At 52.4% G+C, this 14,478-nt stretch carries 13 protein-coding genes; all 13 read left to right on the top strand.

Features of this window, described 5'->3' with window-relative positions:
- Positions 1 to 102: 102 nt before the first annotated feature.
- The 13 genes from I2H39_RS20485 to deoD all read left to right on the top strand — a co-directional run bounded on the left by I2H39_RS20485 (position 103) and on the right by deoD (position 14,466).
- A complete protein-coding gene (locus tag I2H39_RS20485) occupies positions 103 to 972 on the top strand; it encodes a DUF3100 domain-containing protein (protein WP_138306453.1) in 870 nt (289 codons plus the stop codon).
- Positions 969 to 1,415 carry a hypothetical protein gene (locus I2H39_RS20490; RefSeq protein ID WP_138306454.1) on the top strand — a complete coding sequence of 149 codons (447 nt, stop codon included), beginning with the start codon at positions 969 to 971 and terminating at the stop codon, positions 1,413 to 1,415. The genes I2H39_RS20485 and I2H39_RS20490 overlap by 4 nt, the downstream gene beginning before the upstream one ends.
- 64 nt (positions 1,416 to 1,479) lie before the next feature.
- On the top strand, positions 1,480 to 2,796 hold the full coding sequence (locus tag I2H39_RS20495) for an amidohydrolase family protein (RefSeq protein WP_138306455.1): 1,317 nt from the start codon (positions 1,480 to 1,482) through the stop codon (positions 2,794 to 2,796).
- 39 nt (positions 2,797 to 2,835) lie between these two features.
- Complete coding sequence (locus tag I2H39_RS20500) at positions 2,836 to 3,588, top strand: sulfite exporter TauE/SafE family protein (RefSeq protein WP_138306456.1); 753 nt, start codon at positions 2,836 to 2,838, stop codon at positions 3,586 to 3,588.
- A gap of 35 nt (positions 3,589 to 3,623) precedes the next feature.
- Positions 3,624 to 5,954, top strand: a complete 2,331-nt coding sequence (gene xdhA / locus I2H39_RS20505) for a xanthine dehydrogenase subunit XdhA (protein WP_138306457.1) — start codon at positions 3,624 to 3,626, stop codon at positions 5,952 to 5,954.
- A gap of 57 nt (positions 5,955 to 6,011) precedes the next feature.
- Positions 6,012 to 6,902, top strand: a complete 891-nt coding sequence (gene xdhB / locus I2H39_RS20510; RefSeq protein WP_195627404.1) for a xanthine dehydrogenase subunit XdhB — start codon at positions 6,012 to 6,014, stop codon at positions 6,900 to 6,902.
- Entirely contained in the window at positions 6,895 to 7,377 is a 483-nt protein-coding gene (gene xdhC / locus I2H39_RS20515; RefSeq protein ID WP_195627405.1) for a xanthine dehydrogenase subunit XdhC, read from the top strand. Before xdhB ends, xdhC begins: the two co-directional genes overlap by 8 nt.
- Positions 7,378 to 8,189: 812 nt before the next feature.
- A complete protein-coding gene (locus I2H39_RS20520; RefSeq protein WP_195627406.1) occupies positions 8,190 to 9,284 on the top strand; it encodes a BMP family ABC transporter substrate-binding protein in 1,095 nt (364 codons plus the stop codon).
- Positions 9,285 to 9,328: 44 nt separating this feature from the next.
- On the top strand, positions 9,329 to 10,849 hold the full coding sequence (locus tag I2H39_RS20525) for an ABC transporter ATP-binding protein (protein WP_138306462.1): 1,521 nt from the start codon (positions 9,329 to 9,331) through the stop codon (positions 10,847 to 10,849).
- A complete protein-coding gene (locus I2H39_RS20530) occupies positions 10,830 to 11,933 on the top strand; it encodes an ABC transporter permease (RefSeq protein WP_138306463.1) in 1,104 nt (367 codons plus the stop codon). Before I2H39_RS20525 ends, I2H39_RS20530 begins: the two co-directional genes overlap by 20 nt.
- Before the next feature lie 3 nt (positions 11,934 to 11,936).
- Positions 11,937 to 12,842: an ABC transporter permease gene (locus I2H39_RS20535; protein ID WP_138306464.1), complete on the top strand. Its 906-nt coding sequence runs from the start codon at positions 11,937 to 11,939 to the stop codon at positions 12,840 to 12,842.
- 70 nt (positions 12,843 to 12,912) lie between these two features.
- Positions 12,913 to 13,680, top strand: a complete 768-nt coding sequence (locus tag I2H39_RS20540) for a GntR family transcriptional regulator (protein ID WP_138306465.1) — start codon at positions 12,913 to 12,915, stop codon at positions 13,678 to 13,680.
- A gap of 6 nt (positions 13,681 to 13,686) precedes the next feature.
- Positions 13,687 to 14,466, top strand: coding sequence for a purine-nucleoside phosphorylase (gene deoD, locus I2H39_RS20545; protein ID WP_227147010.1), 780 nt, complete (start codon positions 13,687 to 13,689; stop codon positions 14,464 to 14,466).
- Positions 14,467 to 14,478: the final 12 nt, after the last annotated feature.

Genomic DNA, 14,478 nt, shown 5'->3' on the forward strand with positions numbered 1-14,478 from the left:
AATCATAAGATTTTGTCTAAAATATTCAATACAAGGTGATTGTAACAGCCGGCTGGGGTAAAAATAAATGAAAATAAAGCCGGCTGGAAAGGAGGGGCTCTTATGAGCGGCAAGAAAGAAACATATGTGTATGGTTCCCTTAGGGAACGGTTTGCGCTGGAATGGAAGATTTACGCCCTGGCATTTGGATTTATCCTCATAGCGGATAATATCGGGCAGATTAAGATTCCGGTGGGGAAAGGAATGTTTATCCTGTTCCCGATTTTCTATGCAATTATTCTGGGGGTATTAAGCGGGCCGCAGGTACTTAAAATCGTGGATAACAGACACGTAAAGGCGGCTTCAAAACTGGTGGTGGTGGGTATATGCCCCTTTATCGCCAAACTGGGGATTACGGCAGGTGCGAACATCGACACCATTCTTCAGTCCGGTCCGGTTCTTCTGCTCCATGGGTTTGGGAATCTCCTGGGGCCGCTCCTGGCACTGCCCGTTGCAATCCTTCTGGGCATGAAGCGGGAAGCCATCGGCTCCTGTCATTCCATCAACAGGGAGTACCACATGGCATTGATTAACAACATCTACGGCCCTGATTCGGCAGAGGCGAGAGGAAGCCTTTCCATCTACATCGTGGGCGGTATGGTGGGCACCATCTACTTTGGGCTTATGGCCTCGGTGGTGGGAATGACGGGGTGGTTCCATCCGCAGGCATTGGGACTGGGGTCCGGCGTGGGCGCCGGCATTATGATGGCCAGCTCAAGCGCCAGCCTGTGCGCCATTTACCCGGAATGGACCGATACCATTTCAGCCATGGCCAGTGTGGGTGAAACCATTGCCGGAATCACAGGTATGTATATCACCATGTTTATAGCAATACCAATGACAGACAAATTATATACGATTCTGGAACCAAAGCTGGGACGTTTTGCCCTAAAGAACAAAGAGGGCAGGGATATTAAGGAGGAGACGGTATGAGATACATAGAATGGCTTGTATTGTTTGTATTGGCGGCATGCGGAACGGGCCTTGCCAATCTGATTGGCTACGGGGTAGGAATCACGGATTCCCTTCCCGGACTGGCGGTACTGATTGCAATATCCATGGTGGCGGTGTTCCTTACAAAGGTGCTCCCCCTGAAGCTTCCCATTGTGGCTTACTGCTCCATCATAGGACTGCTGTCCGCGTCCCCCATTTCACCGGTCAGGGACTTTGTGATTCAGGCAGCCTCCAACATCAATTTTACAGCTCCTTTTACCATGGTTGGAGCATTTGCCGGCCTGGCCATCAGCGACCAGTTAAAGACATTTATCAGCCAGGGCTGGAAGATACTGATAGTGGGTATTTTCGTCATGACAGGTACGTTTCTTGGCTCCTGCCTCTGGGACCAGATGCTTCTTAGCCTGGCAGGCGTTATCTGACAGCATGAAGAGACGGCGGGTTTTGATACCCGGCAGGCCGTCCAATTGAAAAGGAGAAGATAAGATGCAGACATGTGATTTGTTAATAAAAGACGGTTCCCTGTTGATAAAGCATGACCAATTGGAGGAGCATGTGGATATGGCGGTTTCAGGGGGAAGGATACTGGAAACCGGCAGGGAGCTGTGGAAAAAGTATCAGGCCGCCGAGACAATCAGCGGAAAAGGCAAGCTGTTCATGCCGGGTCTGATTGACAGCCATATGCATACAGGACAGCAGCTGTTAAAGGGGCTGGTGCTGGATGCAAAGCCCATTATCTGGACCAGAATCATGCTGCCCTTTGAGAGTACGCTGACCCCGGATAAGATGCGTCTCTGCGCCCAGGCAGCTGCCCTGGAGATGATAAAATGCGGTACCGCGGGATTCGTTGACGCAGGCAGCTACCATATGGAGACAGCGGCGTCCGTCTATGAGGAAAGCGGCCTTCGCGGGGCCCTGTCCTACTCCACCATGGATGAGGAGGGACTTCCCCAGTCCATTGCCATGGATGCAGAGGAGGCGGTAAAACGCACGGATTCCCTCTACGACAGGTTTCATGGAAAGGGAAACCTTAAGGTCTACTATTCCCTCCGCGCACTGAATTCCTGTTCCGGCCGGCTGGTAGAGCTGGAAGCAGAGAGGGCCAGGGAGCGGGGAACCATGCTTCAGGCCCATATGAACGAGTACATGGGCGAAATCAACGGTATTGTGGACCGTGAGGGAATGCGCCCCTATGAATATCTGGAAAAAATGCATGTGCTGGGAAGCAACTTCCTGGGGGCACACAGCCTGATACTTTCTGAGCAGGAAAAATCCCTGGTAATGGAGCGGGGCGTAAAGACCTGCCACTGTCCTTTCAGCAACTGCGGCAAGGCAGTGCCGGATACACCCCAGCTTCTGGAAATGGGAATCCCGGTGGGCCTGGGCTCGGACGGAGCAGCCCACGGTGGCTTAAGCCTTTGGAATGAGATGAAGATATTCCGCTCTGTCATGAATATATACCACGGTGTTCCCAATGGAAATCCCAAGGTGATGCCGGCTGAGACAATCCTTAAAATTGTTCTGGAAGGCGGGGCGGCAGCTCTGAATGAGGAAGGAAACCTGGGCCGTCTGGAGGCCGGATACAAGGCTGATATCATCAGCATCAATATGGACCAGCCCCATCTGTGCCCAACCGGAAACAAGCTTCACACACTGTTTGAATGTGTAAATGCCGGTGATGTGGAGGATATGATTGTAGGCGGCCGGATTCTCATGAAGGACAGGGAGGTCCTGTCACTGGATGAGGAGCGGATTATGTACGAGTCCAGGAAGTATATGGAAGACAATGCAGTCACATTATAAATGATTATATAAAGATATTTCAAGGAGGAAAACTGGTTCATGGTATTCTGGATGATTGTTATGGCAGCGAACCTGGTAGTTGGCGCGTTTGTAGGACTTACGGGGGTGGCGGGTTTCCTGCTTCCCATTGTGTATACAGGTCCCCTGGGAATGGGTGTGACGGAGGGGCTGGCCCTGAGCTTTGCGGCATTCATTGTGTCAGGAGCGCTGGGCTCTGTGAATTATAACAAGGCGGGAAACCTGGATGTCCCATTCGGCATCCGTCTCAGCCTGGGGAGCCTTGCAGGCGCTGTCCTGGGAGTGAAGTTAAACCTCATCATTCCGGAATCCACTGTAAAGATTATCCTGTATGTGGTGGTCCTCCTGTCCGGTATTTCCATTCTGCTTCGCAAGGATAAGAGCCAGGAGGCAGGGAATAAGGGATATGTTATCTCAGAGCATCTGGCAGCCACCCTGATTCTTGGATTTGCAACCGGTGCAGTGTGCTCCCTGTCAGGAGCAGGAGGGCCGGTGCTGGTCATGCCCCTTTTGGTGGTCCTGGGTATCGGTATCAGGACCGCGGTGGGGGTGGCCCTCTTTAACTCGGTGTTTATCGGCATACCTGCCTGCATCGGATACATGATGCAGTGTTCCATAACCGACATCCTGCCTGTGATGGGGGCGGCCCTTGTGTTCCACGGCATAGGAGTTGTATTCGGAAGCAGGAATGCGGTTAAGATTAATCAGATTCTTCTGAAAAAAGGCATTGCTGTATTTTCTATATTGATAGCTATATGGAAGCTGGCCCTCTAAAGAGGCAGGAAAATGGAAAAGAGGACGGATTTGTGATGAATAATATAGTAGGAAAAGGCGTTGCCCGTGTTGACGCCTATGGAAAGGTCACAGGAGAGGCAAAGTATACATCGGATTTGGAACCCAGGGACTGCCTGTGCGCCAGGGTGGTCCATTCCACCATTGCCAATGGACTGGTTAAGAGGTTTGACCTTGAGGACGCCCTTAAGGTGCCGGGAGTCGTTAAGATAGTCACCTGTTTTGATGTGCCGGATTACCAGTTTCCCACAGCAGGCCATCCGTGGAGCGTGGAGGCTGCCCACCAGGATATCGGGGACAGAAAGCTTCTGAACCAGCGGGTCAGGCTCTATGGGGATGATATTGCGGCGGTTATTGCCATAGATGATGTGGCCTGCCAGCAGGCGGTCCGTCTCATCAAAGTGGAATACGAGGAATACAGGCCAATGGTCACAGTGGAGCAGGCCATGGCAGAGGATGCCACGCCCCTGCACCCTGACCTGAGAAAGGATAATGTAATTGTCCATTCCCACCTCACCATGGGACCAAAGGATTTTACCTTTGAGGAAGGACTCCGGGCGGCGGAGGAAACGTACGGAAAGGAGAATCTGGTGGTCCTGGACCGGGAGTACCACACTCCGCGCATTTCCCACTGCCACATTGAACTGCCCGTATCCTGGGCATACCAGGAGCCGGGCGGCAAGGTAACAGTCACATCCTCCACCCAGATTCCCCATATTGTCCGCAGGGTTATTTCCCAGGCCCTGGGTATGCCCATTGGAAAGATAAGGGTTATCAAGCCCTATATCGGCGGCGGCTTCGGCAATAAGCAGGATGTGCTTTATGAGCCCTTAAATGCCTATCTGACCACCGTGGTGGGAGGACGTCCGGTCCGCCTGGAAATCAGCAGGGAGGAAACCATCTACGGGACCAGGACCCGCCATGCCATTGACGGAAAGTGCAGGGCCCTTGCCACAAAGGACGGGAGGATGCTTGCCAGGAAGCTGGAGGCCTATGCCAATAACGGCGGCTATGCTTCCCATGGCCACGCCATTTGTGCCAACTGCGGCAATGTTTTCAAGGATATTTACCAGGACCTGCTGGGAGCGGAAATTGACTGCTACACGGTATGGACTTCCACTGCCACCGCCGGGGCCATGAGGGGATACGGCATTCCGCAGGCAGCCTTTTTATCGGAATGCCTGACCGATGATGTGTGCCGGGCTATCGGCGCAGACCCTCTGGACTTCCGCATGAAGAACTGCATGGGAGAAGGATTCGTGGACCCGGCCAATGGCATTACCTTCCATTCCTACGGGCTTAAGAAGTGTATGGAGGAAGGAGCGAAGTACATTGGCTGGGAGGAGAAGCGCAGGGCTTATGCCAACCAGACAGGTCCCGTGAGACGGGGAGTGGGAATGGCAATCTTCTGTTATAAGACAGGCGTATACCCCATTTCCCTGGAGACTGCCTCCGCAAGGATGATACTGAACCAGGACGGTTCCATGCAGCTGCAGCTGGGGGCCACGGAAATAGGGCAGGGCGCAGACACTGTGTTCAGCCAGATGGCGGCAGAGACAACGGGAATCTCCTTTGAGAAGGTATATATTGTATCCACCCAGGATACGGATACAGCGCCCTTTGACACAGGCGCATATGCATCCCGCCAGACCTATGTGACCGGCATGGCTGTTAAAAAGTGTGCCCGGCAGCTGAAGGCCCGGATTCTGGATTATGCCAGCTTTATGCTGGAGGGCCGCCCTGCAAAAGAACTGGATGTGGTCCGCGACCATATAGTGGAAAAAGCCACGGGAAAAGAGCTTCTGGACATGGAGACTCTGGCGCTTACCGCCTTTTACTCCCTGGAGCGCTCTGAGCATATTACAGCAGAGGTTACAAACCAGTGCAGGGACAACTCATTTTCATCCGGCTGCTGCTTTGTGGAGGTGGAAGTGGATATGCCCTTGGGACAGGTGACGGTAAAGGACATTGTGAATGTCCATGATTCCGGTATGCTGATTAATCCTAAATTGGCGGAAGCGCAGGTACACGGCGGCATGTCCATGGGCCTGGGATACGGCCTGTCGGAGGAATTCCTATATAATGACGCAGGCAGGCCCCTGAACGACAACCTGCTGGATTATAAGATTCCCACAGCCATGGATACGCCGGACCTGCATGTGAAGTTCATCCAGCTGGAGGACCCAACCGGCCCTTATGGAAATAAGTCCCTGGGCGAACCGCCGGCCATCCCGGTGGCGCCTGCCCTGCGCAATGCAGTGCTCCATGCCACGGGAGCTGCCATGGATACCATTCCCATGACGCCTCAGAGGCTCATAGAGGCATTTCAGGCAAAGGGCCTGATATAGAGCTGGCTTGGACAGCGGCTGATATAGTACGGCAGGTAAGGATAAAGGAGAGTCATCATGTTTGATATCAAGTCATTTTACGAAGCAAATTCAGTGGAGGATGCCATTGCTGCCCTCACTGCGGACCCCCAGTCCCAGGTTATCAGCGGCGGAACGGATGTGCTCATACGGGTCAGAGAGGGAAAGGATGCGGGCAGGAGTCTGGTATCCATCCACAATATACCGGAATTAAAGGGCGTCAGCCTGGAGGAGGACGGGACCATCATCATCCGGCCGGCAACCTCCTTTTCACATCTGACCAATGACCCCATTATAAAGAAGCACCTGAACATGCTGGGAGAGGCGGTAGACCAGGTGGGCGGTCCGCAGGTAAGGAATACGGCCACCATTGGAGGGAATATCTGCAACGGAGCCACCTCTGCGGACTCTGCCTCCACCATGTGCGCCCTCAATGCCATGGTGGTGTTAAAGGGGCCCAAGGGGGTACGGGAGCTGCCGGTGACGGAATTTTATACAGGTCCCGGACGTACGGTCAGGAAACAGAATGAAATCTGCACTGCATTTAAGATAACCAGGGAAAATTATGAGGGATGGGAAGGTCATTATATTAAATACGGCAAGCGCAAAGCCATGGAAATCGCAACCCTTGGATGTGCGGTAAGGGTGAAGCTGTCCCCTGACAAAACAGTTCTGGAGGATGTGCGGCTGGCTTACGGCGTGGCGGCCCCCACTCCGGTGCGCTGCCATGAGGCGGAGGAGGCCCTTCGGGGTAAACAGGTGTCAGATGCATCCATCTATGACCTGTTTGCTGAAAAGGCCCTGGCCCAGGTAAATCCGCGTACATCCTGGAGGGCCAGCAGGGAGTTCCGTCTTCAGCTTATAGGAGAGCTGGCCAGGCGCGCCCTTAAGACATCCATCACACTGGCAGGAGGTAAGACAGATGCTTAAAGTAATCAGGCTTAAGATTAATGGAAAAGAACAGGAGACAGCTGTGGACGACAGGGAATCCCTTCTGGATACCCTTCGCCGCCTTGGCTTTACATCCGTAAAAAAGGGATGTGAGGTAGGTGAATGCGGGGCATGCACGGTCCTTGTAAACGGGGAAGCCATTGATTCCTGTATTTATTTGTCCATGTGGGCGGACGGCAAGAGCATTATGACCGTGGAAGGCCTGAAGGGGCCGGACGGCGAACTGAGTCCCATCCAGAAAGCCTTCATAGAGGAGGCAGCCGTGCAGTGCGGATTCTGTACTCCCGGACTTATCATGTCCGCGGTGGAGATTGTGGGTACGGGCAGGAAGTACAACCGGGAGGAACTGAAAAAGCTGATATCCGGACACCTCTGCCGCTGTACCGGCTATGAGAATATTCTCAATGCCATGGAGCGCATTGTGGAGGAGACTTACAGGGTAGTGGGAGAGTAGGATGCAGAAAGCGGTTGACGGATAGTGTATAGATTTATCAAACTGTCATGAAAAAACTAAAAATTTATACAATATATACGAAATAAACTATTAAAATCAAAATAAATTCAAAAAAGTATTGACAAATGACCTCCTTTTGAGTATACTAAAACTATCAAAAAGAACGAAATACAAAGAAGGAGGTACAGACCACCAGAAAGTGTTTTTTAGTTTTCATATAATCAGATGATTATATAGAAAACAAAGAATAAGTAATCTGCCTGATGAAATGTTCATAAAGGAAACTGATACAATACGAATCCGGTTATATTTTCAAATACCAAGTAGATTATCAAGGAACGGGAACATTTATAATGATATGACGAGAAAGTATCATTAAAATGTACTTGATAATGAAAGGTGAAAATAAACAGAACGTATATGTAAAGGAAATCCAAAAGAACAGAGTAAAGAGAGCAGAAAAACAAAAAGCAGGTATCGGGGAAGAGAAATATGAACCGGTACCTGTTTTTTGTCTGTATGGACATTACATATATTCCATCAGCCGGCCGGATGGTTCTCAATGGATGAGAACCATCCGGTTTTCTGCGTTGTGCAGCATAAAAAGCTAAAAAGTAAGAAACAGGAAAAACATATAGGAGATATAGACAGAAACAATCAGTTGATTTTGGCAAAATCTAACGATTCTATAGGCAAACATAAAATTGGGATTTACAAATATAATAAAACATGCTACATTTTAGATAACTTGTTAAACAAGTTAAGAAACATATATATACTAAAATAAAACAGGTATAAAAGTGGAGGGGAACATGATGAAGAAAAGAATCAGACAGTGGGCAGCATTATGTGTGGCAGCGGGAATTGCAGGCAGTACAGTGATGGGGTGCGGTTCATCTGCTGAAACGTCAGACGCAGGAAAGAAACAGACTTCCCAGGAGGCCAAAGCAGCAGATGGCGCTGGAAATGCTTCCGGAGGAGGCGCCCACATAGGAATCATTTTCACGGAAGCGGGACTGGGCGGAAACTCATTTAACGACCTGGCCCTGGAAGGTGTAAAGAAGGCTGCCGCGGATTACGGAATCACCTACGACGAAGTGGAGCCAAAGTCTGTGTCAGATGAGGAAATCATCCAGGATGAGATGGCTGCATCCGGGGATTACGATTTAATCATCTGTGTGGGAGCGGAGCAGGTGGACGCCCTGACCAATGTGGCCTCCACATATCCGGAGCAGCGGTTTGCCCTGTTAGACGCCACGTCCGACCTCTCCAATGTGGCCTCCTATTCCTGTAAGGAGCAGGAGGGAGCATTTCTTGCAGGCGCCCTGGCAGCCCTGGCAAAACAGGAAAAGACAGACGGCAAGGTGGGGGACGGAAAGACCATCGGATTCATCGGCGGCGTGGATAATCCCCTTATCAACCGCTTCGCAGCAGGCTACAAGGCAGGAGCCGAGTATGTTGAACCGGAGATGAAGGTACTTGTGGATTATGCAGGCGGCTTCAATGACCCCACCACCGCCAAGACCATTGCCAATACCTTTGTGGAGAAGGGGGCCGACGTTATCTTCCACGCAGCCGGCGCTTCGGGAATGGGCATGTTCCAGGCTGCTGAGGAAAAAGGATTTGTTGCCATGGGCGTGAATTTAAACCAGAACAGCATTGCACCGGACTACATCATGGCAAGCATGCTTAAGAAGCTGGATTCCTGTGCATACCATGCAATTACCAGTATTGTGGAGGATACCTACACAGGAGAGAACCAGATGCTGGGACTCAGCGACGGAGGCGTGGACGTGACGGTGGAGGGCAGCAATATCAAGGTCTCAGACGATATCCTGGCGCAGCTTGATGAGCTGAAGCAGAAAGTCATATCAGGAGAGATTCAGGTTCCCTCTGAGCTTAACTAATCTGGACCGGGCTAATCTGAGCTGAATGAATATAGGAGGAAGATATGGACGCAATCAGAATGATTGGAATCGTCAAATGTTTTGGGCCGGTACGGGCCAATGACGGGATTGACCTCATTGTGGGGCAGCAGGAAATCCACTGTCTCCTGGGAGAGAACGGAACTGGAAAGAGCACACTGATGAACATTCTCTTCGGCCTGTACCATCCGGATGCAGGAGAGATATTCATCAATGAGAAAAAGGCAGCCATAGCCAATCCAAATGATGCCTATGCCCTGGGAATCGGAATGGTCCACCAGCACTTCATGCTGGTGAACCAGCTGACGGTCCTTGAGAACATCATTTTGGGAAAGGAGTCCGGCGGCTTGTTCCTCAACCGGAAGGAAAGCCGGAAAAAGGTGGAGGAACTGGTGGAACGGTTCGGATTCAGGATTGACCTTGAGGAGAAGGTGGTGAACCTGTCCGTGGGCATGAAGCAGCGGGTGGAAATACTTAAGACTCTGTACCGGGGAGCTGACATCATCATACTGGATGAACCAACCGCAGTTCTTACGCCCCAGGAGGTGGATGAGCTGTTCAAGATACTGCGCCAGTTAAGGGCAAACGGCAAGACCATCATATTCATCACCCATAAGCTGAACGAGACCATGTCCCTGTCTGACCGGATTACTGTTATCAGGAAGGGAAAGGTGGTGTTCCGGTGCGACACCGGCTCCACCAGCGAAAAAGAACTGGCCACCCAGATGGTGGGCAGGCAGGTGGAGAGCATTGTGGCAAAGAGAGGGCAGCAGACCGGTGAGGCCGTGCTGGAGCTGAAAGGCGTGCGGCTTCACGAGAGAGCAGGGGAAACCGTCAGTCTGAAGGTCCGGGCCGGAGAAATCCTGGGCATTGCCGGGGTGGATGGAAACGGGCAGCAGGAGCTGGAGGAAATGATTGTGGGAAACCGCAGGGTAAAGGAAGGCGAGATTCTTATCAATGGAATTCCGGTCAGGAACATGGCTGTCAAGGACAGGAAGGCCATGGGCCTGGGATACATCCCGTCGGACCGTCACAAGAATGCAATGATACCCAGCTTTTCCATTACAGAGAATTTTCTTCTGGGTTATCAGGAAACGCCTGAGTATTGCAGGAAGGGATTTATTGATTATGAGAAACTGAGGCAGGATGCCAGGAAACAGGTGGAGGAGTTTGAAATCAAGGTAGCGGGCGTGGACCAGGAGATTGGACAGCTTTCAGGCGGCAACCAGCAGAAGGTAATCCTGGGAAGGGAAATCAGCCATGACCCCAGTCTTGTGCTGGTGGCCCAGCCTGTAAGGGGACTGGATATCGGAGCCATTGAGCGGGTACATAAGACACTGCTGCAGTTGAAGGAGCAGGGGAAGGCAATCCTGCTTATATCGGCAGAGCTTTCAGAGGTCATGAACCTGAGCGACCGCATTGCCGTCTTCTACGAGGGAGAGGTCAGCGCCCAGTTTGACAACGGGGAATATACAAAAGAAGAAATCGGACTGTTCATGGCAGGAAAAAAACAGGAGGTGCGGGCTCATGAAATGGAACAGCAGTAAAAAAGCCCAGGCAGACGGAAACGCCCAGGCAGGCAAAACGGCCGGGGCAGATGAAAAAAGCCGCAGCAGCAGACACACGGCGGAAATAGGCAAATCCCTGGCATCCATAGGGCTTGCGCTTCTTATAGGAGCCCTTTTCATCCTCCTGGCAGGTGAATCGCCTGTTAAAGCCTATGGTTCCCTGATTCAAGGGGCACTGGGAACACCGCAGTCCCTGGCCAATACAATCAGCAAGAGCATTCCCCTGGCCTTCACGGGCCTGGCCGTGGCAATGGGGTCCAGGTGCGGCATGTTAAACATCGGAGCAGAGGGACAGCTCCATGCGGGCGCCATGGCCAGCGTCATCACGGCCCTTTGCTTCCGTTCCCTTCCCGCGCCCCTGCTGCTTGTAATCAGTATTCTGGCAGGAATCGCGGCAGGCATGATTGTGGGCAGTGTGCCCGGCATTTTTAAGGCCAGGTTCAGCACCAATGAAGTAATCGTGGCCATTATGCTCAACTATATCTGCACACTTTTTACATCCTGGCTGGTAAACGGGCCCTTTAAGACAGAGGGCTCCACGGCCCAGACAGAGCTTATAGCCGAAGGAATCTGGTTCGGCAAGCTGCTGCCCAGGACCCAGCTCACCTATGCCCTGTTCCTGCTGCTCTTTGTGGCGGCAGCCATGTACATATTCCTGTGGAAGACTTCGGTAGGGTATCAGCTGAGGGCGGTGGGAGCCAATCCCTTTGCCTCCGGAACAGCCGGCATCCGTGTCAATATGTTCCTCATTATGTCCATGACCATCAGCGGCGGAATCGCTGCCCTTGCAGGCATCACAGAGGTGTTTGGGAAATACCACCGCTTTATAGAGGGATTTTCCCCGTCCTTTGGCTTTACGGGAATCGCCGTGGCCATATTGGGAAGGAACCATCCGGCGGGCGTGCTTTTGACTGCGCTGCTTTTTGGAATCATGGATATGGGGTCGCTGCGTATGAGCCGTGAAACCATGGTAAGCACCAACATGGTGACGGTGATACAGAGCCTGGTGATACTTCTGGTAGCAGCTCCGGAACTGATTAAGTGGAGCAGAAAGAGAGGATGACATATGGACATGATTAATAATTTTATCGGACTAACCCTGCAGCTTTCAGTACCCATCATACTGGGCGCCCTGTGCGGCACCATTGCCGAGCGCGGAGGCATCATACTCCTGGGCGTGGAGGGAATCATGCTGATAGGCGCATTTGCCGGGGCAGCCGGGTCCTACGCCGCAGGCTCAGCCATGGCAGGGGTGCTTCTGTCCGTGGTCCTGGGCGGTATGATTGGCTGGTTCTATGCCCTCTTCTGCCTGAAATGGAAGGCTCACCAGTCCGTGGTGGGCGTGGGCATCAATCTCTTTGCCAGCGGCATCACGGCCGTGATGCTGAAGGCAATCTGGCAGACGGAAGGAATGTCGGAATCCGTTCCATCCATTTCCAATCTGACCATACCCGGCCTTTCCGGTATTCCGGTTATTGGAGCCCTGTTTAAGGACCAGTCCCCCTATCTCTATGCCATGTTCCTGATTGTGGCCGGGGTGTGGATTGTGTTTTATAAGACCAAGTTCGGCCTCAGGTACCGGGCCATCGGGGACCAGCCCTATGCGGTACAGACAGCCGGTGTGCAGGTGAACCGCTACCGTTACATTGCCATGATAGCGGCGGGAAGCATCGCCGGGCTGGCCGGTTCCTACCTGTCCATATCCCAGAACAACCTGTTTGTGTCGGATATGACGGCCGGAAGGGGATTTATGGGACTGGCGGCCAATATCTTCGGCGGCTGGCAGCCTCTGGGGTCCATGGGAGCCGGAATGATATTTGCAGTGGCCCAGGCCGCCAGGTTCTATCTGACGGACGCATCCATCCCATCCCAGTTTGTCCAGATGCTCCCCTATGGGGTGACGCTGCTGGTACTGCTGTTTGTGGGAAAGCGGGTGAAAGGTCCGGAGGCACTTGGCAAATTGGTGGATTAGTTCTATACTAATCTATAGTGAGCTATAGTGAGAGCAGCCCGCCGGGCGCACGAAAGGAGCAAGCAGACCTGTGAAGGACAATGTGATAAATGAGAAGAATGTAAAAATACCGTTGTATGTGACTGCCTATGAGACCATCAGCCAATGGCTGAAAGAGGGAAAGTACAAGGCTGGGGATAAGCTGCCCGGAGAGAACATCCTGGCAGAACAGCTTGCAGTCAGCAGAGGCACATTGCGGCAGGCCATGCTGCTTCTTCAGGAAGATGGTTTAATCATAAATCATCAGGGAAAGGGCAATATTGTGCTTTCCAACCAGGATATGAGCAAAAGCGGGCTGGAGAAGGTGGGAAACCCCATTGTGGATTTCTGCAGCCGGCCCATTGATAAAGTAGTGACCACCATAGGGTTTCAGCCGGCAACACAAAAGCACCAGCAGGTGCTTAAGCTGCGGCCCTCCAGTGTGGTGGCAGTTATTGACATAACCTATTACTGCGGCGATACGCCGGCTGGATTTGCCATGGTGTATATGCCCCATGAGGTGCTGGACAACAGCGATGTGGACCTGGAGAATACGGATACAGTATACCAGTACTATACCGGACTGCTGTCCGAGGGCGGCCTTTACAGCGATACTAAAATCCGCCTGGGGCAGGCCAGGGAGCGCCTGGCCAATATACTGAACATGCAGGAGGGGGACCCGATTCTGATACTGGAAGAGGTGCTGTACTCCGAGTATGATACGCCGGTGCTGTCACAGAAGCTGTTCTTTGGTTCCGAGCAGCATGAGCTGAGCATACGCAGGAAGAATGACAGGAATATAATAAAGAAAACGGAGTAATCAAATATGAAAACCTTCCATAATGAAGCGGGACCAGGGCAGATTGGCAAGGCTGTCCTGATGCCGGGTGACCCTTTGCGCGCAAAATACATTGCAGAGACCTATCTGACCGATGTATTCTGCTACAACCGGGTAAGGGGCATGAACGGATATACGGGTTATTATAAAGGCAGTAAGATATCGGTCCAGGGCAGCGGAATGGGTATTCCCTCCATGGGTATCTATGCGTACGAGCTTTACCACAATTATGATGTGGATACAATCATCCGGGTGGGGACTGCCGGCGCGGTTCACCGCGATGTGGAGGTGGGAGAACTGGTGCTGGCCATGGGATGCTGCACCAACTCGAATTTTCCGTCCCAGTACCATCTTCCGGGAACCTTTGCGCCCATAGCGGATTTCGGGCTTCTGGAAGCAGCAGCAGCCCAGGCCAGGAGCAGCCGTACGCCCTTCCGGGTAGGCAATGTATACAGCTCGGATGTGTTCTATGAGGACAGCCTGGGAGAAAAGGGGCAGTGGGAAAAAATGGGAGTGCTGGTCCAGGAGATGGAGACATTGTCCCTTTATTGTACGGCTGCCAGGGCAGGCAGAAGAGCCCTTGGCATGCTGACCGTGGGAAGCAGCATCCACCATGACAGGGCCCTTACCAATGAGGAAAGGGAGCAGAGCCTGGACAGCATGATACGGTGCGCCCTGGAACTGGCGGCAGAGTGCGCCGGGGAAGGGGGAACAGCCGGGAGGGCAGAGGATGAATGCCCGGCGCAGGAGCAGGGATGTTCTGCATGATGCATTGGAAAA

This window comes from Clostridium sp. 1001283B150225_161107_B6 (assembly GCF_015556325.1).
GTDB lineage: Bacteria > Bacillota > Clostridia > Lachnospirales > Lachnospiraceae > Enterocloster.

Excerpts from the sequence above, each read along its gene's own strand:
- xdhB (WP_195627404.1), top strand. The coding sequence starts at position 6,012 with ATGTTTGATATCAAGTCATTTTACGAAGCAAATTCAGTGGAGGATGCC.
- I2H39_RS20525 (WP_138306462.1), top strand. The coding sequence starts at position 9,329 with ATGGACGCAATCAGAATGATTGGAATCGTCAAATGTTTTGGGCCGGTA.
- xdhC (WP_195627405.1), top strand. The coding sequence starts at position 6,895 with ATGCTTAAAGTAATCAGGCTTAAGATTAATGGAAAAGAACAGGAGACA.
- I2H39_RS20490 (WP_138306454.1), top strand. The coding sequence starts at position 969 with ATGAGATACATAGAATGGCTTGTATTGTTTGTATTGGCGGCATGCGGA.
- I2H39_RS20485 (WP_138306453.1), top strand. The coding sequence starts at position 103 with ATGAGCGGCAAGAAAGAAACATATGTGTATGGTTCCCTTAGGGAACGG.
- I2H39_RS20530 (WP_138306463.1), top strand. The coding sequence starts at position 10,830 with ATGAAATGGAACAGCAGTAAAAAAGCCCAGGCAGACGGAAACGCCCAG.
- xdhA (WP_138306457.1), top strand. The coding sequence starts at position 3,624 with ATGAATAATATAGTAGGAAAAGGCGTTGCCCGTGTTGACGCCTATGGA.
- I2H39_RS20495 (WP_138306455.1), top strand. The coding sequence starts at position 1,480 with ATGCAGACATGTGATTTGTTAATAAAAGACGGTTCCCTGTTGATAAAG.
- I2H39_RS20535 (WP_138306464.1), top strand. The coding sequence starts at position 11,937 with ATGGACATGATTAATAATTTTATCGGACTAACCCTGCAGCTTTCAGTA.
- deoD (WP_227147010.1), top strand. The coding sequence starts at position 13,687 with ATGAAAACCTTCCATAATGAAGCGGGACCAGGGCAGATTGGCAAGGCT.
- I2H39_RS20500 (WP_138306456.1), top strand. The coding sequence starts at position 2,836 with ATGGTATTCTGGATGATTGTTATGGCAGCGAACCTGGTAGTTGGCGCG.
- I2H39_RS20520 (WP_195627406.1), top strand. The coding sequence starts at position 8,190 with ATGATGAAGAAAAGAATCAGACAGTGGGCAGCATTATGTGTGGCAGCG.